The 26,474-nt window shown below is 67.7% G+C and carries 28 protein-coding genes and 1 pseudogene; 20 read left to right on the forward strand and 9 right to left on the reverse strand.

Annotated elements, in window-relative coordinates:
• Positions 1 to 36: 36 nt before the first annotated feature.
• Positions 37 to 1,152 (forward strand): App1 family protein, encoded by a 1,116-nt coding sequence (locus tag ASC58_RS12610; protein WP_056916034.1) that lies wholly within the window; start codon positions 37 to 39, stop codon positions 1,150 to 1,152.
• Here ASC58_RS12610 and ASC58_RS12615 read toward each other — a convergent pair.
• The gene (locus ASC58_RS12615) at positions 1,139 to 2,578 is read right to left on the reverse strand and encodes an MFS transporter (protein WP_056919517.1); all 1,440 of its coding nucleotides are present in this window, start codon (positions 2,576 to 2,578) and stop codon (positions 1,139 to 1,141) included. The genes ASC58_RS12610 and ASC58_RS12615 overlap by 14 nt on opposite strands.
• Before the next feature lie 47 nt (positions 2,579 to 2,625).
• Between ASC58_RS12615 and ASC58_RS12620 the strand changes: the two genes are divergently transcribed.
• From ASC58_RS12620 to ASC58_RS12635, 4 genes are all read left to right on the forward strand, one after another.
• Complete coding sequence (locus tag ASC58_RS12620; RefSeq protein ID WP_056916032.1) at positions 2,626 to 3,486, forward strand: Fpg/Nei family DNA glycosylase; 861 nt, start codon at positions 2,626 to 2,628, stop codon at positions 3,484 to 3,486.
• A gap of 125 nt (positions 3,487 to 3,611) precedes the next feature.
• Positions 3,612 to 4,106, forward strand: coding sequence for a VOC family protein (locus tag ASC58_RS12625; RefSeq protein ID WP_056919518.1), 495 nt, complete (start codon positions 3,612 to 3,614; stop codon positions 4,104 to 4,106).
• Between the two features lie 95 nt (positions 4,107 to 4,201).
• Positions 4,202 to 4,723: a metallophosphoesterase gene (locus ASC58_RS12630; RefSeq protein WP_056919519.1), complete on the forward strand. Its 522-nt coding sequence runs from the start codon at positions 4,202 to 4,204 to the stop codon at positions 4,721 to 4,723.
• Positions 4,720 to 5,631, forward strand: coding sequence for a hypothetical protein (locus ASC58_RS12635; RefSeq protein WP_056919520.1), 912 nt, complete (start codon positions 4,720 to 4,722; stop codon positions 5,629 to 5,631). The genes ASC58_RS12630 and ASC58_RS12635 overlap by 4 nt, the downstream gene beginning before the upstream one ends.
• On the opposite strand, the gene ASC58_RS12640 is transcribed toward ASC58_RS12635, so the two are convergent.
• Complete coding sequence (locus ASC58_RS12640) at positions 5,597 to 5,983, reverse strand: cupin domain-containing protein (protein ID WP_056919521.1); 387 nt, start codon at positions 5,981 to 5,983, stop codon at positions 5,597 to 5,599. The genes ASC58_RS12635 and ASC58_RS12640 overlap by 35 nt on opposite strands.
• A 142-nt stretch (positions 5,984 to 6,125) precedes the next feature.
• Between ASC58_RS12640 and ASC58_RS12645 the strand changes: the two genes are divergently transcribed.
• The 4 genes from ASC58_RS12645 to ASC58_RS12660 all read left to right on the forward strand — a co-directional run bounded on the left by ASC58_RS12645 (position 6,126) and on the right by ASC58_RS12660 (position 9,467).
• The gene (locus tag ASC58_RS12645) at positions 6,126 to 6,503 is read left to right on the forward strand and encodes a YciI family protein (RefSeq protein WP_056919522.1); all 378 of its coding nucleotides are present in this window, start codon (positions 6,126 to 6,128) and stop codon (positions 6,501 to 6,503) included.
• Positions 6,504 to 6,599: 96 nt separating this feature from the next.
• The gene (locus ASC58_RS12650) at positions 6,600 to 7,889 is read left to right on the forward strand and encodes an RNA polymerase sigma factor (protein ID WP_056919523.1); all 1,290 of its coding nucleotides are present in this window, start codon (positions 6,600 to 6,602) and stop codon (positions 7,887 to 7,889) included.
• A gap of 52 nt (positions 7,890 to 7,941) precedes the next feature.
• Positions 7,942 to 8,766, forward strand: a complete 825-nt coding sequence (locus tag ASC58_RS12655; protein ID WP_056919524.1) for an alpha/beta fold hydrolase — start codon at positions 7,942 to 7,944, stop codon at positions 8,764 to 8,766.
• Positions 8,767 to 8,804: 38 nt separating this feature from the next.
• A complete protein-coding gene (locus ASC58_RS12660) occupies positions 8,805 to 9,467 on the forward strand; it encodes an HAD family hydrolase (RefSeq protein ID WP_056919525.1) in 663 nt (220 codons plus the stop codon).
• A 62-nt stretch (positions 9,468 to 9,529) separates the two neighbouring features.
• On the opposite strand, the gene ASC58_RS21045 is transcribed toward ASC58_RS12660, so the two are convergent.
• Complete coding sequence (locus tag ASC58_RS21045) at positions 9,530 to 9,691, reverse strand: hypothetical protein (protein WP_157581439.1); 162 nt, start codon at positions 9,689 to 9,691, stop codon at positions 9,530 to 9,532.
• Between the two features lie 102 nt (positions 9,692 to 9,793).
• Positions 9,794 to 11,161 (reverse strand): MFS transporter, encoded by a 1,368-nt coding sequence (locus ASC58_RS12665; protein ID WP_056919526.1) that lies wholly within the window; start codon positions 11,159 to 11,161, stop codon positions 9,794 to 9,796.
• A 162-nt stretch (positions 11,162 to 11,323) separates the two neighbouring features.
• Between ASC58_RS12665 and ASC58_RS12670 the strand changes: the two genes are divergently transcribed.
• From ASC58_RS12670 to ASC58_RS21050, 3 genes are all read left to right on the forward strand, one after another.
• Positions 11,324 to 11,686 carry a YciI family protein gene (locus ASC58_RS12670; RefSeq protein WP_056916022.1) on the forward strand — a complete coding sequence of 121 codons (363 nt, stop codon included), beginning with the start codon at positions 11,324 to 11,326 and terminating at the stop codon, positions 11,684 to 11,686.
• A 25-nt stretch (positions 11,687 to 11,711) separates the two neighbouring features.
• A complete protein-coding gene (locus ASC58_RS12675) occupies positions 11,712 to 12,980 on the forward strand; it encodes an RNA polymerase sigma factor (RefSeq protein ID WP_082553247.1) in 1,269 nt (422 codons plus the stop codon).
• A gap of 649 nt (positions 12,981 to 13,629) precedes the next feature.
• Positions 13,630 to 14,337: a hypothetical protein gene (locus ASC58_RS21050; protein ID WP_157598480.1), complete on the forward strand. Its 708-nt coding sequence runs from the start codon at positions 13,630 to 13,632 to the stop codon at positions 14,335 to 14,337.
• 813 nt (positions 14,338 to 15,150) lie between these two features.
• Here ASC58_RS21050 and ASC58_RS12685 read toward each other — a convergent pair.
• Positions 15,151 to 16,065 carry a tyrosine-type recombinase/integrase gene (locus tag ASC58_RS12685; protein ID WP_056919528.1) on the reverse strand — a complete coding sequence of 305 codons (915 nt, stop codon included), beginning with the start codon at positions 16,063 to 16,065 and terminating at the stop codon, positions 15,151 to 15,153.
• A 175-nt stretch (positions 16,066 to 16,240) separates the two neighbouring features.
• Here ASC58_RS12685 and ASC58_RS12690 point away from each other — a divergent pair, with 175 nt between their 5' ends.
• From ASC58_RS12690 to ASC58_RS12700, 3 genes are all read left to right on the forward strand, one after another.
• Entirely contained in the window at positions 16,241 to 17,119 is an 879-nt protein-coding gene (locus ASC58_RS12690; RefSeq protein WP_369796227.1) for a nuclease-related domain-containing protein, read from the forward strand.
• Between the two features lie 391 nt (positions 17,120 to 17,510).
• Positions 17,511 to 18,287, forward strand: coding sequence for a PASTA domain-containing protein (locus ASC58_RS12695; RefSeq protein ID WP_162246850.1), 777 nt, complete (start codon positions 17,511 to 17,513; stop codon positions 18,285 to 18,287).
• Positions 18,288 to 18,559: 272 nt separating this feature from the next.
• A complete protein-coding gene (locus ASC58_RS12700; RefSeq protein ID WP_056919530.1) occupies positions 18,560 to 18,934 on the forward strand; it encodes a PH domain-containing protein in 375 nt (124 codons plus the stop codon).
• A gap of 42 nt (positions 18,935 to 18,976) precedes the next feature.
• Here ASC58_RS12700 and ASC58_RS12705 read toward each other — a convergent pair whose 3' ends face one another.
• The 3 genes from ASC58_RS12705 to ASC58_RS12715 form a co-directional block, all read right to left on the reverse strand.
• The gene (locus tag ASC58_RS12705; RefSeq protein WP_056919531.1) at positions 18,977 to 19,528 is read right to left on the reverse strand and encodes a hypothetical protein; all 552 of its coding nucleotides are present in this window, start codon (positions 19,526 to 19,528) and stop codon (positions 18,977 to 18,979) included.
• 514 nt (positions 19,529 to 20,042) lie between these two features.
• Positions 20,043 to 20,345 carry a hypothetical protein gene (locus ASC58_RS12710; RefSeq protein ID WP_056919532.1) on the reverse strand — a complete coding sequence of 101 codons (303 nt, stop codon included), beginning with the start codon at positions 20,343 to 20,345 and terminating at the stop codon, positions 20,043 to 20,045.
• 108 nt (positions 20,346 to 20,453) lie between these two features.
• Complete coding sequence (locus ASC58_RS12715; protein ID WP_056919533.1) at positions 20,454 to 20,825, reverse strand: hypothetical protein; 372 nt, start codon at positions 20,823 to 20,825, stop codon at positions 20,454 to 20,456.
• 244 nt (positions 20,826 to 21,069) lie between these two features.
• On the opposite strand from ASC58_RS12715, the gene ASC58_RS12720 reads away from it, so the two are divergent.
• Positions 21,070 to 21,522, forward strand: coding sequence for a hypothetical protein (locus ASC58_RS12720; RefSeq protein WP_157598481.1), 453 nt, complete (start codon positions 21,070 to 21,072; stop codon positions 21,520 to 21,522).
• 661 nt (positions 21,523 to 22,183) lie between these two features.
• On the forward strand, positions 22,184 to 22,462 hold the full coding sequence (locus ASC58_RS12725; protein ID WP_056919535.1) for a hypothetical protein: 279 nt from the start codon (positions 22,184 to 22,186) through the stop codon (positions 22,460 to 22,462).
• Positions 22,463 to 22,574: 112 nt separating this feature from the next.
• On the opposite strand, the gene ASC58_RS12730 is transcribed toward ASC58_RS12725, so the two are convergent.
• A complete protein-coding gene (locus ASC58_RS12730; RefSeq protein WP_056919536.1) occupies positions 22,575 to 23,186 on the reverse strand; it encodes a hypothetical protein in 612 nt (203 codons plus the stop codon).
• 654 nt (positions 23,187 to 23,840) lie between these two features.
• Between ASC58_RS12730 and ASC58_RS21055 the strand changes: the two genes are divergently transcribed.
• The 3 genes and pseudogenes from ASC58_RS21055 (at position 23,841) to ASC58_RS21655 (ending at position 26,407) form a co-directional block, all read left to right on the forward strand.
• Positions 23,841 to 24,821, forward strand: coding sequence for an SHOCT domain-containing protein (locus tag ASC58_RS21055; protein WP_157598482.1), 981 nt, complete (start codon positions 23,841 to 23,843; stop codon positions 24,819 to 24,821).
• Positions 24,822 to 24,922: 101 nt separating this feature from the next.
• A pseudogene (locus ASC58_RS21975) lies at positions 24,923 to 25,063 on the forward strand (DUF2510 domain-containing protein); the annotation flags it as partial.
• Positions 25,064 to 25,723: 660 nt separating this feature from the next.
• The gene (locus ASC58_RS21655; protein WP_235529216.1) at positions 25,724 to 26,407 is read left to right on the forward strand and encodes a restriction endonuclease; all 684 of its coding nucleotides are present in this window, start codon (positions 25,724 to 25,726) and stop codon (positions 26,405 to 26,407) included.
• The last annotated feature ends 67 nt before the right edge of the window (positions 26,408 to 26,474 follow it).

Here is a 26,474-nt window from a genome sequence, read left to right on the forward strand (position 1 = left end):
GCGGTGCTGGGGACCGGCAGGCCATAGGGTCTGTGCATGGCTCGTCCCCACGCTGCTTCCCTCGTCGAGGACGCCTGGCACCGCCGGGTGGACGCCGTGCTGCGCCGCCGGGGCTGGGGCACCCGGCTGGTCGGCCACACCGGGTACGGCTCGGAGGAGTTCGTGCGTGTCCTGGGGCGGGTGCTGCTCACCCGGCGCCCCGACATCGACGCCCGCGCGGACGCCGGCGCGAAGTCGGCCGAGCTGCGGCGGGCCGAGGACGAACGTCGCGGCTGGCGCGCGTTCATCACCGCGCCGGCGATGAACGTCCCGGTCACCGTCACCCTCGGGGACCGGGTCGTCGAGACGGTCAGCGACCGCAGCGGGTACATCGACGTGCACATCCGCGACCACGGCCTCGCACCCGGCTGGCACGAGGTCACGCTCGGTGCGCTGGGGGCGGAGGAGATGCTCGCGTCGGTGGTCATCGTCGGGTCCGACCAGCGGCTGGGCCTGATCTCCGACATCGACGACACGGTGATCTCGACGTCGCTGCCGCGCCCGATGATCGCCGCGTGGAACACGTTCGTGAAGAACGAGAACGCCCGTCACGTCGTCCCGGGCATGGCGACGATGTATCGCGCGCTGCTCGAGCAGCACCCGGGCGCCCCGATGGTCTACGTCTCCACCGGTGCGTGGAACACGGCGCCGACCCTGACCCGGTTCCTGCGCCGCCACGGCTACCCCGCGGGTCCGCTGCTGCTCACCGACTGGGGCCCGACGAACACCGGCTGGTTCCGGTCCGGGCAGGAGCACAAGATGTCGTGCCTGCACCGGTTGGCCAACGAGTTTCCCCACATCCGCTGGGTGCTCATCGGCGACGACGGCCAGCACGACCCCAAGATCTACGGCGACTTCTCCGACCAGCGGCCAGATCGCGTTGCAGCAGTGGCGATCCGCGAGCTCACGCCGAGCGAGCAGGTGCTGTCGCACGGCATACCGGTGTCGTTGGAGGAGTTCGAGCCGCTGCGCAAGCGGCAGGAGGTGCCGGTGTGCCGCTCCGGCGACGGGTACGGCCTGCGCCCCCAGCTCGAGCACGTCCTCGAGGTGCTCGCCGAGGCCGACACGCGCCCCATCAAGGACGGGGCGGGCGAAGCGGTCATCGAGCCGTGAGGTCGAGGTGCGGCTGGGCGGCGCACGGCGCCTCCCGCTTCGCCAGTCCCACCGCGGTGACCGCCGCACCCAGCGCGACCAGGGCCGCGCTCGCGAGCATCGCCGCCCGGTAGGCGGGCGCGAGCAGGGCCGGATCGGCGTATGCGGCGCCGCTGAGCCCCACGAGTGGCGGCAGGGCCGCGACGGCGATGAGGCCGGCGGTGCGGGACACGGCGTTGTTCACCCCGCTCGCCGTGCCGGCGAGCTCGTCGGGGGCGGCGGCGAGGACGGTGCCGGTCAGCGGCGCGACCGTCATGGACAGGCCCAGGCCCACGAGCGCCATTCCCGGCAGCACGTGCAGGACGAAGGTGGGATCGGCCGGCGCGAACGCAAGCAGGACGAATCCCGTTGCGGCGACGAGGGTTCCACCGATCATGTAGCGACGGGCACCGTGCTTGGTGGCCAGGGCGCCGAACCTGCTGGCCAGCAGCAGCATGGCCACGGACAGGGGCAGGGTCGCGGTGCCGGCCGCGAGGGCGGACCAGCCGGCGACGACCTGGAGGAACAGCACCACGAACAGCAGGGCCGACGACAGGCCGGCGTAGACGAGCAGCGTGACGATGTTGATCGCGGTGAAGACCCGGTCGGCGAACAGGCGGGGCGGCACCAGGGGGTGGCTGGAGTCGCGCTCGGCGAGCGCGAACGCGAGGAGGGCAGCGAGGCCCACGACCCCGGCACCGAGCGAGACGGCTCCGGGGTGCTCGGGTGCGACGGTGAGCGCGTACGTGACCCCGGCCAGCCCGACCACGGCGAGCAGCACCCCGCGCACGTCGAACCGGTGGCTCGCGTGCTCGTTGCGTGACTCCGGCACGAACCGCCACGTGAGGAGCACGACGAGCGCGCACAGCGGCACGTTGAGCCAGAACGCCCAGCGCCAGTCGAGGTCGACGAGGTAGCCGCCGACGATCGGTCCCGAGGCCGAGGCGACCCCGAGCAGCCCGGTCCACGACCCGATCGCCGCCATCCGGTCCTCGCGCCGGAACGACGACTGCAGGATCGCGAGGCTGCCCGGTACGAGCAGCGCGGCCCCGATCCCCTGGATGCCGCGGGCCAGGATCAGCAGCCCCACCGTCGGGGCGAGGGCGCACGCGATCGACGCGGCACCGAAGGCGGCCACGCCGACGGCATACACGCGCCGGCGACCGAACCGGTCGCCCAGCGAACCGCCGAGCAGGATCAGGGCGGCCAGGCTCAGGGCGTACGCGTTCACGACCCACTGGAGGCCGGCGAGGTCGGCCTCGAGCTCGCGGCCGATGGTGGGGAGGGCGACGTTGACGACGGTGCCGTCGAGCAGGGCGATGCCGCTGCCGAGGATGGTGGTCGCGAGGACGAGCCGTCCCCGGTGGGTGCCCATCGCGAGCAGGTCCGTGGTCTTCTCGCTGGTCATCGTGCCGTCACCGGGACATCGTCGCACCGCTGGGACAGAATGGGCGGGTGCCGGAGCTGCCCGAGGTCCAGGCGCTCGTCGACTTCCTCGCCGAGCGGACCGTCGGGCTGGCCGTGACCAGCATGGAGCTGGGGTCGTTCTCGGTGCTCAAGACGTTCGACCCGCCGCCGCAGGCCCTCTCCGGGGTGCCGGTCGACTCGGTGACCCGGCACGGGAAGTTCGTCGACTTCGACTGCGACGGGGTGCACCTGGTCTTCCACCTCGCGCGTGCGGGCTGGCTGCGCTGGTACGACGCGGTGCCGAACACCGTGCTGCGGCCGGGCAAGTCGCCGATCGCGGTCCGGGTGAAGTTCTCCGACTCGTCGGGGTTCGACCTGACCGAGGCGGGGACGAAGAAGCGGCTGGCCGCGTACCTCGTTCGGGACCCGGCCCAGGTCCCGGGGATCGCGTCGCTGGGGCCGGACCCGTTGTCCGACTCGTTCACGCGCGAGGCCTTCGGGGAGCTGCTCGACGGACGGCGCTCGCAGATCAAGGGGCTGATCCGCGACCAGGGGTTCATCGCCGGCATCGGCAACGCCTACTCCGACGAGATCCTGCACGTCGCGAAGATGTCACCGTTCGCGATGGCCGCCAAGCTCTCGTCGGAGGACGTGGACCGCCTGTATGCCGCGCTGCGAGACACGCTCGCCGGTGCCGTCGCTGCTGCGTCCGGCAAGCCGGCGAAGGAGCTCAAGGACGCCAAGCGGGCGGGGATGCGGGTGCACGGCCGGACCGGGCTCGAGTGCCCGGTCTGTGGTGACACGGTGCGTGAGGTGTCGTTCGCGGACTCGTCACTGCAGTACTGCGCGACCTGCCAGACCGGCGGCAAGCCGCTCGCCGACCGCCGCATGTCCCGCCTGCTGAAGTAGGCAGACGCGTCGTCCGGGCACGGCCGCGGCACCCGGGCGTTGACGGCGGGCCTGCGGGAGGCGGACGCTGGTCCGTCAGTCGCGGGGCCGACAGGCTCGGTCTCCCCCCGGTGAGGAGGACCACCATGCCGAGCTTCTCCGGCCTCAACCACGTCTCGCTGAGCGTGACCGACCTCGACGCGAGCCAGCGCTTCTACACGCAGGTGCTGGGGTTCCTCGCCGTCCTCGACACCGGGACCGCGCGGGTCTGCATGCACAAAGGCACGGGTTTCACCATCGCCCTGGTCCGGCACGACGGGAGCAGCGGTGCGCGGTTCGACGAGGCGAACCCCGGGCTGGACCACGTGGGGATGGCGGCGGGCAGCCGCGAGGAGCTCGTCGAGTGGGAGCGTCGGTTCGCCGAGCTCGGGGTGGAGCACTCGCCGATCCAGGACATGCCCCTGGGCCACCACCTGAACTTCAGGGACCCCGACGGCATTGCCCTCGAGCTCCAGGCGCCGACCCCCGCGTACGCCGCGGCCGTGGAGCGGATGCGCACCGAGGACCTGTCCGACGAGGAGGTGCTCGCCGCGGCGGAGCAGATGGTCGGTGCCGACTTCGTCGCCCGGCAGGACGTCTGAACGCGCGCCGTGCCGTCGTCGGGAGGCGTCTCGACGGGCGCGTCGCGACGTCTCGCCCGCGCGCCGTCGTCGACCGGACCGGGTTGACTGAGGGCATGACGACGCGGCTGCTCCTGCTCGCCGACACCCACGTGCCCAAGCGGGCCAAGGACCTGCCCGCGGTCGTGTGGGCAGCGGTCGATGAGGTCGACCTCGTGGTTCACGCCGGCGACTGGGTGGACGTGGCGTCCCTGGACGCGCTCGAGGCACGGGCGGCGGGGCTCGTCGGTGTGGCGGGCAACAACGACCACGGGGTGCTGCGCGAACGACTGCCCGAGTTCGCGACGGTGACCGTGGAGGGTCTGCGGTTCCGGGTCGTGCACGAGACCGGCCAGTCGACCGGGCGCGAGGCCCGCTGCGAGGCGGCCTACCCCGATCTCGACGTCCTCGTCTTCGGGCACAGCCACATCCCCTGGGACACGACCACCCCGCGCGGGCTGCGGCTGCTCAACCCGGGGTCGCCCACCGACCGGCGCCGCCAGCCGTTCTGCACCTACATGACGGCCGTGGTCGAGGACGGAGCGCTCGTGTCGGTCGACCTGCACCAGATCGCTCGGAGCACAGGGGGCCCCGCATGACCACCGCCACCACGCAGGTCCCGCTCTTCCGCCGGCCCGCGGAGGTCGGTCGTCGTGCGGTGGGCGTCGTGGCCGAGTTCGGGATCAAGGCGTATGGCGCGGCCGCGGCCCTGAGTGCCGCGCTGAGCGACAGCGAGACGGCGGGGGGCAAGGCGTACGACGCGGTCCACGCGGTGCCCAACCTCAAGCAGCGGTGGGACGAGGCGCAGTACCTAATCGACCACCGCCGGCAGATCCAGACGACGCTCGACTACGTCAACGCCAACGCCCCGGACGCCACCCAGCTCGAGACCGCGGCCCGCCAGAGCTCGGAGGCGCTGGGCCGGATCACCACGACGTACGGCGAGGTCAACCAGGCCTGGGACTCGATCAAGAGCATCCGGCCGACCAACGTCCTCGACACGCTGCCGGCGGCTAAGGACCACCTCCAGACGGCGTGGTCGAGCAAGCCCGGACTCGAGTCCATCCAGGACCTCACCGCCAGGGCGGAGGGGGTCGCTCCCTTCCTGCGGCAGGTCGGCAGCCTCGACATCGACTTCGCCAGGGTCTACGGCGAGCTGCTCAGCGTGCTCGACAACTTCGCCAGCGACGAGATCGTCGGGACGGTGTCGGTCATGGTGCTCGCGGTCGTTCTGGCGTGGGTCCTCGGTCTGGCGGCAGGGTTCTGGGCCCGTCGCGGGCGGCCGGGCATCGTCGTCAGCACCGTGCAGCGTCTCGGCGTCCGCGCCTTCCCGCGCTGGTACGCCCGCAACCTCGAGCAGGCGCTGGGCACGTCCGTGTACGGCGTGGCTCGGCGGCGCATCCAGGCCGACATCGTGGCGGACCCGGCCCGCGTCCTGGACCGCGCGGCATACGAGGAGCTCGAGCGGCACTTCAGGCGTGCGGGGGCGGAGCCTGCGACACGTTGACCGTGGGGATGCCGAGACCGGACCGCGCGATCACGGCCAGGGACGGCTCCCGGCCGGGGTTGGACTCCCGGTGCACGGTGAACGCGGGGACCTGCACGTAGTCGCCCGCGACGGCATCGACCCAGCCCTCGACCCCCTCGCACTCGAGCCGCAGCACCCCGCGGACGACGTAGAGCATCGAGACGTTCGAGTCGTGGTGGTGCCAGCCTGAGACGGCGGCGGGTTCGGTCACCACCTGCCCGGCCCACAGCCCGGGAACCTCGAACGCGCGCCGACGCACCATCCCCGCGGTCGGGTCGGCCTCCAGCAGCTCGGCCTCACGGACGACGCGGACGGGCTCATGGTGCACCATCGGTCCACGGTAGCCGTCCGCGCCGGCCCGGCTGCCGGAGAAGTTCGTCGAGAAAGTTCTCGATCCCGATGTCGAAGAACTGGTTCGCTGTTCGACGTATGCGTGACAGAGCAGTGACACCCACATCGGAAGGACCAGTGACATGCCTCGCTTCATGGGATTCGTCAGGATGGAAGAGGGCATCGGCGCGCCGCCGCAGGCGCTGATGGACGCGATGGACACCTACATCGGGGAGCAGGCCGCCAAGGGCGTCTTCCTCGACGGCGGCGGCCTGTACGGCACCGAGGACGCGGTGAACTTCGTCGTCCGCAAGGGCGAGACCTCGCGCGTCGACGGCCCCTACGCCGAGTCCAAGGAGGTCGTCGGGGGCTGGGCGATCATGCAGTACGACACCGTCGAGGAGGCCATCGCCGGGCAGCAGGAGTTCGCAGAGCTGCACGCGACGCACTGGCCTGAGGTGTCGATGGTCGCGACCATGCGCCAGATCTCCGACATGCCGCCGGAGGCGGCTGACGCCTGATCGGAGGCGACGGGCTGGATGCCGCGACCTTCGCGGCACACGGTCCCGTGGCCGGGTGTCACACGCATGTGACACCCGGCCTCGTAGTCTCGGGGCGTGCCAGTCCCGACGCCGACCACCGAGGCGATCACCACCGCGTGGCGCGCGGAGTCGGCGCGGCTCGTCGGTGCCCTGACCCGCATGACGCGCGACGTCGAGCTCGCCGAGGACCTCGCGCAGGACGCCCTCGTCGCCGCCCTCGAGCAGTGGCCGGCGACCGGTGTGCCGGACAACCCGGCGGCGTGGTTGATGACCACGGCCAAGCGCCGCGGCGTCGACCACTTCCGCCGGGCCGACAACCTTCGCCGCAAGACCGAGGAGCTCGGCCATGCCCTGGGAGAGGAGGAGCAGGTGCCCGACCTCGACGCCCAGGTCGACCACATCGAGGACGACGTCCTGCGCCTGATCTTCCTGTCCTGCCACCCCTCGCTGAGCGCGGAGTCACGCGCCGCCCTGACCCTGCGGCTCGTCGGGGGCCTCACCACCGGGGAGATCGCCCGCGGCTTCCTCGTCTCCGAGACCACCATGGGCCAGCGCATCTCGCGCGCGAAGAAGACGCTCTCGCAGGCGCACGCCGAGTTCGACCTCCCGACCGGTGCGGAGCGGGTCGAGCGCCTCGACGACGTGATGGCCGTGATCTACCTGATCTTCAACGAGGGGTATGCCGCCGCGGCCGGTGAGCACTGGATGCGCCCCGCCCTCGCGGACGAGGGCATCCGGCTGGCGCGGATGCTCGCTGCCCTCGCCCCCACCGAGCCCGAGACGCTGGGCCTCCAGTCGTTGCTGGAGCTCCAGGGCTCCCGCGCCGCGGCGCGCGTGGACGACGCCGGGGTGCCAGTGCTGCTCGAGGCGCAGGACCGGACCCGCTGGGACCCGGAGCTGGTCCGGCGCGGCCAGGCCGCGCTGGCCGGCGCCCGTGCGCTCGCCGCGCGCGGGAAGCCGGTCGGGAAGTACTTCCTCCAGTCGTCGATCGCCGCCCAGCACGCCCGCGCCCGTCGGTCCGAGGACACCGACTGGCGCCAGATCGCCCGGTTGTACGACGTGCTCGCCGAGGCTGCGCCGGGTCCGGTCGTCGAGGTGAACCGCGCGGTCGCCCACGGCCGGGCGTTCGGCGCAGACGCAGGACTCGCGGTGCTCGACGCGGTCGACCCATCAGGTGCCGCCCAGCTCGGTGACTCGCCGCTGCTGCCAAGCGTGCGGGGCGACCTGTTCGAGCTGGCCGGGCGCCACGGTGAGGCGGCTTCGGCGTTCGCCGACGCAGCTGCTCGGTCGCGCAACGACGCCGAGCGCTCGGTGCTGGAGCGCCGGGCCGAGGAGAACCGGGCGCGCATGTCGAAATCCGGCTGACCCGTTCGACGCACGGTCAAAGCCCTGACCCGGACCTGACCCAGGAGTCACCATGAGCACCGTGAGCGCCACCACCAGCACGCGATTCGTCACGTCCGACGACGGCACCCGCATCGCGTACGACGTGACCGGCACGGGACCGGCCGTCGTCGTGGTCGAGGGAGCCCTGTGCCAGCGATCCATGGGCACGGGGCAGGCCCTGACCCCGTTGTTGTCAAAGGACCACGCGGTCCACGCCTACGACCGCCGGGGGCGCGGCGAGAGCGGCCCCGGCTCCACGGCATACACGGTGGAGCGGGAGGTCGAGGACCTCGTGGCCGTGCTGGAGGTCGCGGGCCCGGACGCGCTCGTCGTCGGGGCGTCGTCCGGTGCGGTGCTGGTCCTCGAGGCGTTGCGGGCGGGGGTCGCGACGGGGAAGGTCGCGCTGTACGAGGCACCGCTCATCGTCGACGGCACCCACGCGCCCAACGACCCCGACCTGGGCTCGCGGACGCAGGCGCTCGTCGACGCGGGGAAGCGGGGTGAGGCGGTGCAGCTGTTCATGCGCACGGTCGGCGTGCCGGCGTTCGGCGTGATGATGATGCGGCTGATGCCGGTCTGGAAGAAGCTCTGCGGGGTCGCGCACACGTTGCCGAACGACTACGCGCTCGTCCTGGAGCACCAGCAGGGTGAGCCGCTGCCGGACGGCTGGCTGTCCGAGGTCGGCGTCCCGGTGCTCGTCCTGGTGGGCGGCAAGAGCCCGGAGTACATGAAGAACGGGCAGGCGGCGCTCGCGGCCGCGCTCCCCCACGCGACGCTCGTGGAGCTGCCCCGGCAGACGCACATGGTCAAGGGCAAGGCGACCGTGCCGGCGCTGCGGGAGTTCTGGGCGGGCTGAGGATGTGTGCCCCCGGTCCGACGGGGTAGGAACAGGGCATGGCAGACACGGCGATCTTCGACGTCGACGGCACGCTCGTCGACACCAACTACCAGCATGCGGTCGCGTGGTTCCGCGCCCTGCGGCGCTACGACATCACCCGCCCGATCTGGCGGCTGCACCGCGGCATCGGTATGGGGGGTGACCAGTTCGTCTCGATGGTCGCCGGCCGGGAGGCCGAGGAGGAGCACGGCGACGACCTGCGGGAGGCGTGGGCGGAGGAGTTCGACCAGCTGATCGGGGAGGTCCAGCCGTTCGAAGGGGCCCACGAGCTGCTCGTCGCGGTCAAGCAGCGGGGCTTCAGGTTGGTGCTGGCGAGCTCCGGGAAGACCGAGCACGTGGAGACGTTCCTCGACCTCATCGACGGCAAGTCGCTCGCCGACGCGTGGACGACCTCGGACGACGTGGAGCACAGCAAGCCCGAACCCGACCTCGTGGCGACCGCGCTGGCGAAGGTCGAGGGCGCCAGCGGGATCATGGTCGGCGACTCGGTCTACGACGCGCAGGCGGCTGCAAAGCTCAACATCCCGACCTTGGGAGTCCGCACCGGCGGGTTCTCGGTCGGGGAGCTGCAGGAGGCTGGGGTGCTGCAGGTCTTCGACTCGCTCGTGGCCTTCCGCAGTGCGCTCGACGGCACTCCCCTGGCACGCGCCAGTCGCTGACCCCCGGCCTGGCTGCACCCGCGGTCGGGGGCAGGGTTCACGGCGTCCCGGGGCGGCAGCGCCTAGTTCTCGGTGTGGCGGGGGTCGTCCTGGTTGTCGGTGTGCGCGCCGACGCCCTCGTCGGCCGGCTCGGTCTCCTCGTCGGTCTGCTGCGACTCGAGCGCCGCCTGCTCCTCCTCGGGGGACATCTTGATGCTGTCCTGGCCTGGGGTGGTGTCACTCACGTGGGTCTCCGCGCCTCGTGACGACAGCCCGGTGCTGACGCCTGCTGTCCATCATGCGGTGAGGGGCGAGGCCGCGCGCGGCAGCGAGCCGGCGCACCACCGTCAGGCAAGCCGCCAGCGCGACACGACCCGGGCCGCGACGAGGGCGGTGGCCCCGGCGACGAGGACGGCGACCGCGGCAGCCGGCACCGCGCCATACGTCCCCGGGGAGGCGAGCAGCAGGAGGACCGCGACGCCGATGGCGCTGCCGAGCTGCGCTCCGGTGTTGAGCACCCCGGTGGCGGCGGTGACCTCGTCCTCGGGCAGGTCGGTGCCGATGTCGTTGCAGGCGACCGACGACAGCCCGAGGCCTGCCCCGAGCAGCAGCAGCCCGGTGACCGTGCCTGCGAGCGTGCCACCGGTGCTGCCTCCTCCGCCGATGATGGTGGCCGCAGTGACGAGGTTGCCGAGGGCGAGCAGCCCGAGGCCCAGGACGGCGGGGCGTCGCGGTCCGCCGGTGCGCACGAGGCGCGGAGCGGTCGTCGATCCCACGACCACGGCGAGGCTGAGGCAGAGCAGGGTGAGGCCTGCCTCGAACGCGCTGAACCCGAGCCGGCGCTGGAGGTGCAGCGTCAGGAGGACGGCGGTGGAGCTGGTGGTCGCCGTGTTGACGAACGAACCCAGGGTGCCCAGCCGCAGCCGCGGTCGTCGCAGCGCTGACGGCTCGACCAGGGGCTGACGGGCGCGGCGCAGCCAGACGGCCAGTGCGGCGCCGAGGGCGACCCCGGCACCGACGACGCCCAGCCCGCGACCGCGCTGCCCGGGCTCCTGGACGAGGGCGGTGCCCAGCACGAGACCCATGACCGAGGTGACGAGCAGCAGCGCCCCCACGAGGTCGAGCGAGGCGGTGCCGTCCTGGACCGGTCGGACCCTCACCCAGAGCAGCACCCCGACCGCCAGGCCGACGGCCAGCGGCGCGTTGACCCAGAAGATCGACCGCCAACCGAGCAGCTGGGTGAACAGCCCACCCACGAACAGGCCGCTGGCCCCGGCTGCGGCTCCCGCGGCGCTCCACAGGCCCAGGGCCCTGGACCGCTCCCCCGCGTCGGAGGCCGAGGCGAGCAGCAGGCTCAGCGCCGCGGGCACGGTGAGCGCCGAGGCCGTTCCCTGCGCAGCGCGCGCCACGACGAGCTGCCACGCCTCGCCGGCCACCGCACCCAGGGCGCCGGCGACGGCGAAGACGGCCAGCCCCGCGAGCAGCACCCGCACGTGGCCATACCGGTGGCCCAGCCGCGCACCGACCACGAGGAGCCCACCGAAGAACATCGCGTAGGCGGTCGCGATCGGTCCGGCGGCGGCATCGCCGGCTCCGACGCCCTCGAGCATCGAGGGGATCGCGACGATCGCCGCGGTGACGCCGAGGACGTCGACGAACTGCACGAGGCAGAGCACGCCGACGGTCGTGGCGAAGCGCGGGGAGGGACGATCCATGCGAAAGACGCTACCCACGGGCTCGCACACCAAACCCGTGGTGGACGCACGTCCCGGGGCGATCGAAAAGAATTCTGTGGCAGGTTGTCGTATCGACGTGAGCCCGTTCGTGGTGAGGGTGAGAGGCGGCCACAGGGACCGCCCCGGACCAAGGAGATCGACATGACGCACTACCTGCTTTCCGTCCACGGCCCGGCCGAGCGCAACGAGTTCGGCGAGTACGGCTCGAAGGAGGAGATGGAGAAGGCGTTCGCCGCGACGGGGGCCTTCAACGACCAGCTCAAGGCCGACGGCTACTGGGTGTTCGCCGGTGGCCTGCAGCAGGCGACCACGGCGACCGTCGTCGACAACACCGGTGACGCGCCGGTGGTCACCGACGGGCCGTACCTGGAGTCCAAGGAGTACATCGGCGGGTTCTGGGTGATCGACGCCCCCGACCTCGACGTGGCGCTCAAGCTCGCTGCCGACGGTTCGAAGGCCTGCCGGGGCAAGGTCGAGGTCCGTCCGTTCGAGGGCCTGGCCTGAGCCGGTCCACGTGACGGATCCGGGTATGACGCAGGACGGCACGGTCGACCACGGGGGCTCACACCACGTGGCCGGCCGGCCGTCCGGAGGCGACGGGGCGGCTGTCGAGCGGGTCTTCCGCGAGGAGTACGGCCGCCTCATCGCCTCGCTCGTCCGCCGGTTCGGCGACATCGACCTCGCCGAGGACGCAGCGGGCGAGGCCCTCGTGGTCGCATTGGAGAAGTGGCCGTCCGAGGGCACTCCCCCCAACTCCGGCGGCTGGCTCACCACCACCGCCGCGAACCGCGCGATCGACCGGATCCGCCGCGAAGGCCAGCGCGACGCCAAGCACCAGGCGGCCCTGATGACGTACGACGACACACCCCACTCACCCGTCGGAGTGGTCGAGGACGACCGGCTCCGGCTGCTCTTCACCTGCTGCCACCCGGCGCTCGCGCCGGAGGCGCGGATCGCCCTGACCCTGCGGCTTCTCGGTGGCCTGACGGTGGCGGAGATCGGGCAGGCGTTCCTCGTCCCCGAGACGACCATGGCGCAACGGATCACCCGCGCCAAGAAGAAGATCGCTGCGGCGAACGTGCCCTACCGCGTGCCTTCTGCTTCGGACCTGCCCGATCGGTTGGGTGGGGTGCTGACCGTGCTGTTCCTCGTGTTCAACGAGGGGTACCTCGCCAGCGGTGACGGGTCGCCCGTGCGCTCGGAGCTGACGGGTGAGGCGATCCGGCTGACCCGGGTACTCCGTTTGTTGTTGCCGTCTGAGCCCGAGGTGATGGGGCTGCTGGCCCTGATGCTGCTCACCGAGGCGCGACGCTCCGCCCGCGTGCGTGGTGGCGTCCTGGTGCCGTTGGACGAGCAGGACCGATCGGGCTGGGACCGGTCGTTGATCTCGGAGGGGCACGCAATGGTCCGCTCGTGCTTGGCTTTGAACCGGCCCGGTCGCTACCAGCTGCTCGCCGCGATCAACGCCGTCCACACGTCCGCCGTCTCGGCCTCGGACACCGACTGGTCGCAGGTGGTCGCGCTGTACGACCAGCTCGTCCGCCTCGATCCCTCGCCGATCGTCGCCCTCAACCGGGCGGTCGCCGTCGCCGAGCTCGACGGACCGTCCGTGGGTCTCGCACTGGTGGACCGGCTGCCGCTCGAGGGCTACCACCCGTGGCACGCCGTGCGTGCCGACCTCCTGCGCCGGCTCGGTCGCAGCGCCGAGGCCAAGGACGCGTATGCCGCCGCCATCAGCTCGACGGCGAACGTCGCCGAGCGCGCGTACCTGGCAAGGAAGCGCGGCGAGCTCGTCTAGCTGCGTTGTTCTCGGAACGACGCGACCGCAGTCAAACGCGGCGGTATTGACGCACGACGAGCGTGGGGAGGACGGACGCCTTCTCGACTCTCCGCAAGGACGGCTTCCTCTCCCCGAAGGCGGCCCCACGAGGAGCTTGGAAGACGAATTGGCTCCTCGGATGAGACTATTGCGCCGTCCCTACAATTGGTCCGTCGGTGAGCATCTGGGCCCTTGGCCGATTACGCCGACCCGAACCGCGCGTTTGTCTTCGACCTGGCACTCATCCTCGTTGGCCAAAGTCCCCCTCGACTATGAGCGTTTGCGCTCTCCGGCCGACAGTCTTGACCCCTGAAGCCCATCGGGTTCATTCATGTGTGCGCGACGGCCAGTAATTATCTACAGTCGTACCCTTGGTCGCCACTCCGCTTCGCACTCGGAGGTCTCAACCGAAGGAGCCCGATTGCCAAAGTATGCGCCAAAGCATCAGAGATCATTGCGGCTTCAGGCGGTCGCCGCCTGGGCGGATGCTGGACTCGGCAGCCCACGCGCGTCGTTCCCGATCGAGAGGGCATTTGCGGACCGGCTGAGTCAACGAGCTGGCCCCGCCTTTCGGCCCTTGGCGCTTGCCGACTCGGAGTCAGTTCCCTACCACCGTGAGGTATCTCTGTTGATCGACGCGTTCGATGCGTTTCCGGGTCGTGTCGATCTCTCCTTCGACTCAACCTGGCGAGCCTTCGAGGCCGCCCTTCATGACCTCCGTGGCCCGGAGAGCCATAACACTACTGTCGAACTGACGCGGTTCACGCGTTCCCTTCGCGCCGACGAAGCACAGTCCATGGATGTCGCAATAGCCGCCCTTCCTCAGCAGGCACTTGAGTTTCTGATCGCTCAATGGGTCGATGGCCCAGAAGACGGAAACAAGCTGGCTAGACGTCTTGCGAACGCTGGCACTCATCTGAGTCACCTCCGAGGACTCCTGCGCGACCACTATGACCTGCTCGATCTGCAAGATCGACGCAAGGCTGCCAGATTGCTGCTCCTAGCTATGCGCGGTGAGACTGTGGACCTGAGAGGGGCGCGACTCGAACTCACGGCCAACGACCGTGTTCTTGTCCTAGTCTCCGGGCTGCTGTTTGGTCTGAGGAATGTCAGAGCGCACGGGGCGGTGCCGTCACCGTTTACTAGTTCGGCAGCGTCCCTGCGAACCTTCACGCTCCCTTACTACGCCTTCGTGATCACGTACTACCTGTACATGACGACAGCCTTCCGGCGCGGACACTTAGGATCTCACGTCACTTCGGCAGAACTTAGCGCCAACCTTCTGGAAAACTTGGCCGCCGCCCGGGATGTAATGGGCCGCCACTGGCACGTATGACCTGTTTGGAGCGTCTGGAGGCGCACCGTCATGCCGCGACGGTACGCACGCCCTCGGCGCGGAGACATCGACGCTAGGGAAGTCCGGCGGTCGCCCAGTCGAGTGCGTCGAATCCAGTGTCTTGTCGCGCCGAGTCCACGAGTGCCCTACGAGCGCCCCAATAGGTGTGCCGCCAATCAGCGAACGAGCGCCATGTGACGTTCCTTCCCATGGGGGCGTCGTCCCGCCGCATCCGCTCCCATAGGCGCGCTGCGGCTGCTGCTACCGACCCGCTGGAAACCAAGCGCAAGTTTTCCAGGGCGTTCTGCGCTTCGTGAGATGGCACGGAACGAAGCCGTTCGCTGGCGGCAGATGCGTCCAAGGAGCCGTCCCGGACTTGGCGCTGGATTTCTTGGATCGCCACGAACATCTGGTGAACAGCGGACAGGAACTCTAGATAGGTTTCCCGACGCACGGCCGCGAGACGTTCAAGTGCCTCGCGCTTGTAAACGGCTCGCTGGGTAAAGAAGGAAACGAGTCCACCTAGAAGGACACCAGCCAGTGTCCCTGCGACGGCGATGGCCGAGTCCATCTGTTCAGTAAACCACTGAGATTCAGTCCGGCTGCGGGCCATCGCTCTGGGGCGTCGGCGGCAACCATTGATGCGGTCGTCCCGGGGGCCTTGAATCCCGCGGGGCCGGCCCGTTCGCTCCATCCACCCGTGCTTCGCCGATCATCCAGGCACGTGGCATGTCACGAGACTGCCCGGTAACCGGTGGTGAGCCTGCCGGCGAGTATCAGCGCGCGTTCACGTTGCGGCCCAGCGTCTGCGCCTCAGACGCCGGCGACGTAGGCGGTGAGGAAGTGAACGCCGTGGCGGTCGAGGTTTCCTCGGGCCCGGTCGTAGTGCTCTGTGGTCCTTGGGTCGGCGTGCCGGGCGAGGATCTGAGCGTCGCGTAGCGGGACGCCGGCGTCGAGGGCGTTGGTGATGGCGGCGTGCCGCAGGGAATGCGGGCTGATGTGGCGCGGGATGCCAGCGGCTTTCGCGATGCGGGCGACCATCCGGTACGCGTGGCGCCGATCGATCGGGTTCCCGCTCAGTGGTCGCAGGATCAGCGGCCCGGTGGTGCGCTGCCCGCGACACGCCTCGCGGACACGCAGCACCGGGACCGTGACGGGCATGGTGACGGCTTTGTTGCCCTTGCCGACCAGGTGCAGCACGCGGTGGCCGCGCATGGTGTCGGCGTAGTCCTCGCTCCGAACGGCTGCGGCCTCCGATGCGCGTAGCGCGTTGATGCCGAGCAGGAACGCCAGTGCTCCGTGGTGGACGGTGATGATTTGGGACACCTGCGGGAACCTGATCAGCTCGAGCCGATCCAGGCCGTGGGTGCGGGACTCGTCCCGGTGCACCTTCGGCAGCCGTGCGTACACCGCCGGGTCGGAGCCGATGAGATCGTCGATGTGCGCGAACCGGAAGAACCCGCGAACGCCGTGCATCATCGTCACCACGGAGGAGTCCATCAGCCCACGGTCACTGAGCCCGCGGATGTACAGCTCGACGTGGGCTCGCTGCACGGCGACCAGCGGGTCGAGTCCGTGGACCTCGCACCAGGTGAACCACTCCCTGAGCTGGTAGGCGTACAAGGCATGGGTGTGCTCGGAGTATCGGGCCAGGAAGGAGACCGCGGCCAGCTGTACGGTCGACATCGACGCGGGCTGGAACGGAAGCAGGATCGTCGTATCGGACATGGCGTCACCTCATGCGGCGACAGAACACAAGCCAGACCCCGGCGCCGCCCGGCGCCGCCATCGCGGCCAGGCACCCGGACGACCCCGACGGTAGACCCGTGCGTGGCCGCGGCGCCCAACCAGAAATCCAGCAAACGACGACTCTGGGGGGCGTGGACAACGTACGGTTCCCGGCGTGGAAGAGGGAGCCGACGAGAAGATCATGCGGCTGCGGTACGCCGGCACCTGCCGAGTCTGTGGAGCCGGGATCCCACAGAAGACTCAGGCGGTGTACGAGCGAGGGACCAAGACGGTCCGCTGCCTGAGCCACGACATGACGGTTCCGCCTGAATCCACCTCCGCCACGGATGCAGGTCCGGTCACCCTTCAAGGCGTGATGGAGGCGGGACCAGTCGCTAACGCGGTGGTTGAGGCTGGCACCGCCGGAGCATCAGCTCGTCGGGAGTTCGAGCGTCGCAAAGCCAAGCGTGAGCAGCGCATCCGGACCCAGCATCCGCGGATCGGAGGGTTCCTCCTTGCCATCTCCGAGGAGCGGCAGTCCACCACTGCTTGGGACACCGGCGCCCTCGGCGAAGAGAAGCTCGGCAAAGGCCTAGATCGTTTGGCCAGCGACAGAACCAGGCTGTTGCACGACCGACGCATCCCGAGGTCCAAGGCGAACATCGACCACATCGCTGTCACGCCCAACGGCGTCTACGTCATCGACGCCAAGAAGTACCGCGGCCGTCCCCACCTCAAGATCGAAGGCGGCATCCTGCGCCCCCGCGTGGAACGGCTGCTCGTCGGATCCCGCGACTGCACCAAGCTGGTGGACGGCGTGCTCAAGCAGGTCGACGTGGTCCGCGCAGCGCTCGCCGAGGAGGTCCCGGCCCGGGGCGTGCTCTGCTTCGTCGAGGCGGACTGGCCTTTGATCGGAGGGAGCTTCACCACGCGCGACGTGCAGGCTCTCTGGCCCAAGAAGCTCTATCCCCAACTTGAGGCGGAGGGCGCACTCTCCGTCGAAGCCATCGACCGCCTCCACCGACGCCTGGCGAAGGCACTTCCCGCCGCCTGACGGATACCGAGTCGCGGCGATATGACGCGCCGGAGCACTGGTTGCCACGGTGCGCCTCGGGTGCACGATTCATCAATGGACACAACATGGACTATCGCCGACCTCATGGACGAGCTCGAGCGCTTCGAGCATGAGGCGCGTGCGGCTGGGCTCAAGGAGAATTCCGTTCGGACGAACGTCGAAAGATCCCGGTACTTCGTTCGTTGGCTGGCAGGCGACTTCCAGTTCCAAGGACCGCACCAGAAGTGAGCGATGTGTCCACCTGGCGGCGGCATGACGCATGTTTGCTCCCTCGAGTCAATGCCGCACTGGGCATGCCGGCCTGGCGACGGGGACAACATTTCTGTTCATTCGGCGACGCCGGCGGCGATGTGTGGCGAGACTTGACCTCATGGACATCGGCCGTAGCACCGCACGCCGGACTGGCGGCCTTGCTGCCCTTTCGCTGGTGGTCTGCCTTCTGGCTACGGGCTGTGGCCCTACTACGACGGTTCCAGACGTGGTCGGCATGCGTCTCGACGACGCGCACCGGAAGTTCGAGGCACTCGGCTTGGAGAGCTCTAACGACAAGGACATTATCGGGGCCGAAGACGTCATCCTGCGCGACGCCAACTGGGTCGTGATCAAACAGGACCCGGCACCTGGAACCGTTGGCGTCGACACGGATGCAACCGTCGCACTGTCCGTGGGGCGCGAGGATGACGCTCAAGTCTTGAAGCTGATCCCTCCCCAGTCGGCCTTTGCTCGCGAGATGGCTCACAAGCGGTCGGACAGTGAATCGAAGAAGCAAGTCCAAGGGGGAGAGAAGACGCCCACGGTCCAGAGCCCCACTACCGCCGGCCCATCGATCACGAGCAAGTCCACGGTCGAGAATTTCACTGCGGCCGTCCAGTGCGCTAGGCGGGGCGGTAATGCCGGTGAGATTTACGTCTGGAACTCATATGGATCGGATCAGCCGCCTGACGCCATGCGGCTTGGGGGTGGGTACGTGTGGGATCACGGGCGAAGTACGTGCCTCACAAGCACAGAGTTTGCTCTGAGTACCGTTCCGCGACTGACGGGTTACTGCACGGAGGTCGGCCGGGTCTCAGCCAATCCTCGCTACGTGGTCGATGCGCTGCCCGCGTCGCGAATTCCGACGATTGTTGGCCGGGCCGGCGACTGCTGACGGTATGTCGCGGCGCCCTTGTCGCAGAACCCTTCTCACGGGAAGACAACTCGGGGAAGGAGCGCACGCCTTACTCGCGGTGACCTCAGCGGTACCAACATCCTCGCCGATGCATCGGCGTCTACGTCGTCGCAGGCGCGGCGGAGTGACGCACGATGCTCTGTCCTTCGAAGCCGCCTCCCTCGTCTGGTCCGGCGCCTCATGAACAGTGGCATCGGAGCAGCAGATGCGTTTGAGTCACGCCGACGCGGCGTCGTGGCTAGTGTGCTCACGTGATCGACTTTCAGAATGCGAGCTACATCAAGCTGGGCCGGATCGACTACTCGGAAGTCGCGAGCCAGATCGACCCGCTCTTGATCGAGGGCGAGCAGGGTTATCTTGCCTTCAAAGGGATACGTGACTACATCGTCTTCACGAGCAAGCGCATCATCGCAGTTAACGTCCAGGGCATCACGGGTAGGAAGAAGGACTACACCTCGCTGCCATTCGTCAAGGTTCAAGCCTTCTCACTGGAGACAGCCGGAACCTTCGACCTGGACGCAGAGCTGGAGCTGTGGTTCTCAGGGCTAGGGCGTGTCAAGTTCGAATTCAAGGGCAACACAGACGTCGCCTACTTGAACAAGCTCATCGCCCACCACGTTCTGTAGCGACTGGACCTGAGACCGCAAACCCACCCTGCTCTGAGGAGCTCAGCTGTTGGTGAGCCGGAGGGTCGCCAGGATGGGTTGCGCTCGCTGGAGCAGTTCTTCGAACGTTTCTTTGGGGCCGATGACGAAGACCGATGAGGTGTGACCGCCTCCGAGGTCGACGAGCCAGAGCCGTGTCTGCTCCTTTTTTCCTAGGCCCCAGGCGTAGGCGTCCGGGGCGCCGGGTCGGCTGGCGATCAAGGCCACGTAGGGGTTCCCTTCGCACTTCGGCGGGTTCGCTCCAAGTTGAAGGTCCATCACCGTTGCAGTCAGCCCACTAAGCATCTCGTCGGACCGCGGCGTCGCAGTCACCCCCTTGATGCCTCGCATCCACTTGGCCAAGCTCCGAGCATCTGTGTGCACCGCGGGATCCGAGATCTCCGCACACACGCCCCCCTGTCGTGCGGCCGCGACGTCGCCCCACACGTAGATGCCGGAGCTCGTGCCGTTGCCATCCGTGTCCGGGTCGGCGTAGTAGTCCTGGGCCGGGCGCAGCCAGTACGCGGGCTGATGGTCCAAAGTGTTTGCCCATCCCCGCGGGACGGCGACCGACACTTGGCCTGGTTTGCCAGTGCCGAACAGGTCCGTCCTGGTCGAGGTGTACGTCCCTGCGGCCAACTCGCCTTGGCATGTTGAGACGGCAGCTCGACATGACCGCAGAGTGGCGGTCCTCGAGCCGGACGCATTCACAGCAACGGAACTCGCAGTCCCGCTTGGGGGCTGGGACGAGGAACACGCCGCTGGACCGAGGCTCAGGATGATGATCGCAACAACGGCCGATCGCGACATGATGACCCCTTGGTGGCGAGGGCACTGACTTCGGACACAGGGTTTTGATGATCCTCCCGAGCGAGGGGGGTAGCAAGAGACTCGCTCGCAGCCGTTGAGTTCTACCGCAGCAAGAATGCCAGGCGTGAACCGCTCATCAGCGCGGTCTCACGGTTTGGCGATGAGTAGGGCCGGAGTAAGCGCCCCCGGTGACAAGAGTTGCCCGCCACGCGGCGGTATGACACTGGCGTCGGTGATCGAGCCGGGCCTCCAAAGAGTTACTAGGCCGCTGGGCAACGCCCTATAGGACGTGGACGTCTTCGAGGGTCACGACGCCCTCTGGAGAGACACCGAGTTCGGCACTGAGTTCGCTGGGAGACTCGTCGGTGGTCCAGAGCGGCAATGTCATTGCGTAGAAGCCGTCCTGTCGTTCGAGCACGTCGCTCCGTGGGTGCTCCCAGATCGAATCGGGCTGGCGGATGAGGACGGCACCCGTCTCGCCATAGTCGCTGACCCACGTGAGCTGGTTCGGGAACTGGCCGTCGACCAACTGGTCGAGGACCGCACGTATGGCCGGGCGCACACTGAGGGGGACAATCGCCATTGTTGGAGTGAACCACTCCACCGGCCTGCCGTCTGCGACTCAGGAGCGATGACGCGGCTGTGAACCTGGCGTCCACAGGGACCGTCGGGTCCCATCGACCGGGCGCGGCTACGTCGTCAGACCCAGCTTTGTCCGGACGAAGTCCGGGCCCAGCGCGACGATGCTCTCGTACAGCGAGTCCTTGGTCGCTTCCGAGCCCAATCCAGCCGTAGAGGCGTCGCGAAGCGCGAACGCGGCCCGGGCATGGGCGAAGGCCTCCGCGGTTTGTACCCACTGGCCGTCGGCGTCTCGAGACCACCCCTTGGAATCGATGTCTGCCGCCCACTCACTGAGATCCGTCGCTTCAGGCGGTACTGACAGGCCGGTGCTCTGGACCGCATGGAGCGCCAGGTCGTGAACGAGTTCCACCTGCCGGTCGTGAGGGAGCCCTTGGAGCCACGTCGCGATATCGGGATGGACCTGCTCCAGGCGAGTCACCATGCGCGGTATTCAACACGAGCACTCCGACCGGAAGCCACGTCCAAGCGTTCGCGATGCAACAGGTCGACAGGCGGCGGATAGACGCACCTACTGCTCGATGGATGTCGCGCTCCAGGTGAACGCATCCGAGGCAGTCCTTTCACCCCTTCGTCGGGACGCGGGCAGCCATCACGGAGGCCCACGAGAGAAATTCGAGCGGGGCTTCTAGACCAGCACCGCCTGCTGCAAGCTACGGTTCGTAACCGTGGAGTGGTGGACCGAAATGGATGCGTCAATCCAGGCTGCCTTCATCGGTGTGTTCGGTTCGCTTCTCGGCGCCTCCGTCGGCGGCGCCCTCGCGACCATCTCCGCCGCTCGCACCGCCCAGCGACAGTGGGATCGTGAACGGGCTAATCGACATGAAGAGGCAATCGGCCGAGAGATGGAGGCGCTGATGCGAGCGGCAGGCCACGCTCTCAGCACCGAAGGCAACCTAGATGTGGCACCCCTCGACCTCCCCATCACGATGCTCGGTTTCATGACCGAGGACGGTGCGCACCGCGATCTCGCGAAAGCCGTCGAGAATCTCTGGGAGAGGCCCACGGGGCAAGACGAGGCCGGCAGAACGGCTATGTGTGTCGACGCGATGGACGTAGCCCGTCATCACCTGCAAGGCAAGGACTTCAAAGACTTCCTGCGGGACCGCGGTTGGGACTGAACGAACACGTGCCGAAGCACTCGCGATCCATTGAGGCCGCCCACAAGCGGCGATATGACACAACGCAGGCCGAAACGACTCCGTGGTAGGCGCCGTCCGTCAGTATCTAGGCATGACGCAGAGACGAATCGCCGTTGAGTTCGAGGGGCTACCAGTGGACGCGCGTGCTCTGGCTCGGGCGATCGCCGCAACCTTTGAAGCCAGTCGTGCCGGGCACGGCACGGTTTTCATTGAGGGGTTCTCAATGAACCCGACTGATAGATGGCACGTGGGAGACCCGCAGATCACCATCACTGAGAAGTAGCGACTGTCCATTTCTAGGAGTCGACAGACGTCGCAAAGGCGCAGGTCCTAGGGACGATGCCAGCTGTAAGTTGAGCGATGACCCTTGCTACCGGCTTGGGCGAAAGGGGGGTGGAGTGGCCGACACGATCGCCAATTGGATATCTGCCGGCGCCACCGTATTGGCCGTACTCGCAGCCATATGGGCCGGTATCACGGCTAGGAGGGTTTACTCGATCGAGGAAAGCCGGGAGCAGGACCGACAGCTGAGTGATCAACAGCGACAGGCTGAGCTGGTTGCGAGCTGGGTTTCTTGGACCGACCAACCCCGGATCGCCATTCAGCTTCCGGACGGCCGACCGATCGAGCCAACCTAGCCATGCAGAACGCGTCTGCGGTTCCGGTCTACGACGTGGAAGTGGCGTACAGCTCCGCTGATGCGCCCTTGGGGCTTCAGAAGTTCCATATCCTGTCGCCCACTGGGTCCGTGGCCCACTATCGCGAGATTAAGTGTCCAGGCGTCGGCCAGTTGCTGGCACAACCGCGCGCCGATGACGCGCGCATCGATATCCGGGTGACCATCTCGTTCACGGATGCCCGAGGTGTTCGATGGATCCGCGACGGCGCCGGCCATTTGAGCAAGGATCCGGGCGTCTAGGGCTGCGCGCTTCCAGTCCTCAGAACGAACGCGGCGGTAAGGCGTCGTTCGTCCAGGGAGTCACATGACCTACCCGAACCCTCAGCGCCTTATGGGTCTGCTCCTCCTCAGATCAGGTGAGGTCGTACGCCTGCCGGGCCAGTCTGAGTGCCTGCCCGAGCGTCGACTCATTCGTTATGCGGATGTTGACGCGGTACTCGCGGTGACCTACGGCAAGTCGCCAGGCATCTGGAGCGATCGCCGCGAGTTCCTCGTCCGACGTGAACGCCAGCCGCAAGTTGATGAGCCCGTCTTGGGCGTAGACATATGCGAACCCGCCGAACTGTGACCCGGTCTTCCGCAGCCGCAAATAGCGTGAGTAGTCCAACGGCGTGCCTAGAAGGTGACCCTTGGATTTGATTCCCAGTGTCTTAACGTTCTGCCAGCCATTCGTCTCGCTTAGGAACTGGACGAAGAGATCGCCAGCGGGGTTCCGGTCGAGGAGGCTGCGGATGGCGTCCTGGCCTTCTGTATCTACGCCCGGGATGGTGTCCTGCCGCGCGGGCGTTACAGGTGCAGTAGCGGCGAGATCCGCGGCCGCGTCGTCGGACCCTGCGTCCTCAGCTGCGACGCCCGCGCCGTCGCGGACCGACTGGCCAGCCATCCGCCTGAGGAGCTCGTTGAGAGTGGTCGAGGAGTCAAGCTCCTGGGGGGTGGCTTCGATTTCAAAGCTGCGGACCTTCATGTGGCGCTCCTATGGGTAGTTGCTTCAACTCCGATCCTAGAGTCAGAGTAGGCGGAGACACGCCCTAGAACAAGGGCTTCTCCGATCAAGTGATCCGGACGTCGAGCCGACGTCTTGCGCTATGAGGAGTAAAGGACCGGATGAGAGTTGCGCCGCGCACAGTGCTACACCGTGACGGCGCTCGACCGCTCGGTGGTCCGCCAAGTTCGGCACGAGGCGTGTGGGCCGTCTCTGAGGCGGCTCCTCTCACGGGCGCCTCGGCGGGGTAGGCCGCGACGAAGCTAGTTCGTCGACGCTCTTGTGGCGGTGAAAGCGACGAGTGCGGTGTCGCTGGCCGAGCCGCCCACCTGCGGCGGGCAACGGGCGGCAGGCTTAGGTGCTCGACTGGTCGGCACGCGGTGGTATGACTCACAGTGAGAGCGGACTGTGTGCGCCGACCCCAGTCCATTCCATGACGCGCACACCAAGCCGGATCGGTCGCGACGGATCACACCGTTCGAAGGTGGCCCAGTCCTCCCTCAGAGCAGTGAACGGTCTATTGGAGGCTCAGACCTGACCGTCTGACGGTCGAGGGTAAGGATTATGGGTAGGCCCATTATCAGTTAATTGATTGGACTTTCGGGAAGCGCCCCCACCGTCATGGTTGGATGATGCGTGACACTCAAGGGACGGGTCGAGGGCCTGCAACCGGGCTTGCTCATCGCCACGCTAAATCACATCGAAGGTAGGACAGTGGACGTTTCAGATGAGATCGAACGTCTCGTTCGCCTCCACCACGACGGGCATCTCTCGGACGAAGAGTTTGCCCGCGCTAAGGCTGCCGTACTTACGGGGAAGGCCGTCGCTAATGGCTCGAAGGCCCGCAGCCGGCCCGGGAAACGGGGCATCTTCGCTCTGGTAGCGGGGGTGACTACCTTAGCTCTGGTGGTCACCACGGCCGTTTGGTGGTCTGGGCGAGAATCGCACTCCGCTGCCGCAACAGCCGAATGCGACAACCGAGCCAACCAAATGCTCAACGAGGGGACGCCGAACGCGGATCTAACAGCCAAGCTGGAACAGGTGGGCTGCGGATGGTGGGTGCGCGAGAGGCAGCAGCAGGCTGAATCAGGCAACGACGCCCCCATGGATGACATACCCGCCGACGATGCAGGACCTGTCACGCCGCCCGTGGACTCTCCTGCTGAGACCTCGACCCCCTCCGAGACCGAGCCCACCGGCTCTCTTGGCGACGAGGTTGGCTGGGAAGACGGCACCTACACGGTCCTTTCGGTGAAGAAGTTCAAGCCAACTAAGTTCGCCATTGGCGCCGAGCCCGGCATGGAGAGCATCGAAGTGAAAGTGAAGTTCCGCAACCCGGGGAATACCCTGGCCAGCGCGAACGTCGCGGACGTCAAATTGCTGGTCGGTCCGAACCAGAATGAGGCGACACGCTTCGTCGACGGATCAGCTAACGGGGGCAACGGGTCAGGACTTGGATGGAGTGGAAAGGACCACAGAGCCGGCGAGAGTGAAGTCGCAACCTTCGCATTTCAAGCCCCACGCGAAGATGCCTCAGAGGGCGAATGTGTCGTGGTTATCGACCGTGGCTTCGTTGGGACTGTGCAGGTCCAGGGCAGTTTCCCATATGGAACATGAGGGGCCCGCTCGTGTCTTAACACCCGGGGCGGCGGCTGCAGACAGCCCCCAATCCCGTCGTAACAGTTCTTGGAAGTTGACTTGAAGTAAAGCGATGCTGGATGGGCGGCGAATGCGTCCGCAGCGTTTCATGCGACGAAGAGGGCGTGAATGAGGAGGCTAGATTGATACCCCCTGGCTGGTACCAGGACGGCGAGCAGGATGTCCTGCGTTGGTGGGACGGTTCCGAATGGTCCGATCCATCCCGCGATCCCAAGTTGCGGCCCGGGCAAGGAACAGCCGTCGACTCCGTCGTCCTCACGTTCGTCGCCGACCCTCGCTGGCCGCAACCGCCTGCCGGTTGGCACCCCGCGCCCATGTGGGAACCGGGGCAGGGCTGGTCCAAGCCCATCGACCACCTGTGGCGCACCGTAGGACTGGATGACGAAGCCGCTGTCCTGGAGCTCTCTAACGTCCTAGCAATCCTCAGCGAGGAAGGAGCGGATACACCAGACATTTGGCGTCTCGACAACCGTCACACGTTTCCGTTGATATGGGTGGCCCCACCGAACTGGCCTAGCCCAGCACCCGGATGGTCACCCCCCGACCGTTGGAAGGCTCCCCGCCAATGGGGGCCGGCCCCAAGAGACTGGCAGTTCTGGCAACACGACCCCGCGGCCATCACGCACGCGACCGCTGTAATCATTGCGAACGCCGACCGGCGCAGTCGCGCCCTGGTTCGATCCACCGTCGGAATCGCAACACTCCTCTCACACGCCGAGACACTCCTTTGCGACGCCTCGAGGCTGACACCGTTGGCACTTTCCCCACTTCCCAGCGCGGTACGCAACGGCTTCCCAGTCTCGGCGCCGCAGCCCTTAGCGGAATCGCTGAAATCCGCGCATCACAGACTTAACCGGAGTGTGTCAAATCTGCGCACCTACCTGCTGCGGATCGCCTACGGCCTGGGCGAAGTGGACGAGTGGCTGTGGCAGCTGCGACGCGCACTCGTAGACGCACGCGAAACGTACCGACAGGCAGCCAAGGGTGCCGCCGAGGGGGTGTTTTCAGCCACCATCGAACAGATTCAGCGGGAGGTCAGCCGCCTGAAGCCACGACACACGCAACGTGGAGAGCACCTTGTCGCGGTCGTCGCCGAGCTGTCAGAGGACATCGAAGCCAGGGCGCGCGCAATGAACGCCCAGCATGCCCGCGACGCCGCCGATAGTCCTGAATCCTCGATAAACGGCCTCGCACAGTGGGAGCTAGCAGAAGTTCTTGCGACGGAACACCTGCGGAGCATCGGGTTCAGAGACGCCCAACGCGCGCCGGCCGGGACTGACGGCGGGTTCGACGTCGAAGGCCGCGGAGTCGTCGCCCAAGTCAAGTACCGAACGACCGCCGTCGGCAGACCGGACGTTCAACGCCTAGTCGGAGCCAACCAGCATGGAGCTCAACCAGTCTTCTACTCGCGAGCGGGATATTCCCAGAGTGCAATCGACTACGCGCGGCAAACCGGGGTCGCGCTCTTCGAAGTCGACGCAGCCGAGTCATACGTACAGCCTGTAAACGAAGTCGCCACCGCCCTCGCCAAGACCGGCCGTTAGGGCTCCATGAGGCAGCGCACGGTGGTCGTCAGCGCATCTTGGTGCTCGGGCGTCCTAGATGAACAGC

Source organism: Phycicoccus sp. Root101, assembly GCF_001426245.1.
Classification (GTDB): Bacteria; Actinomycetota; Actinomycetes; order Actinomycetales; family Dermatophilaceae; genus Pedococcus.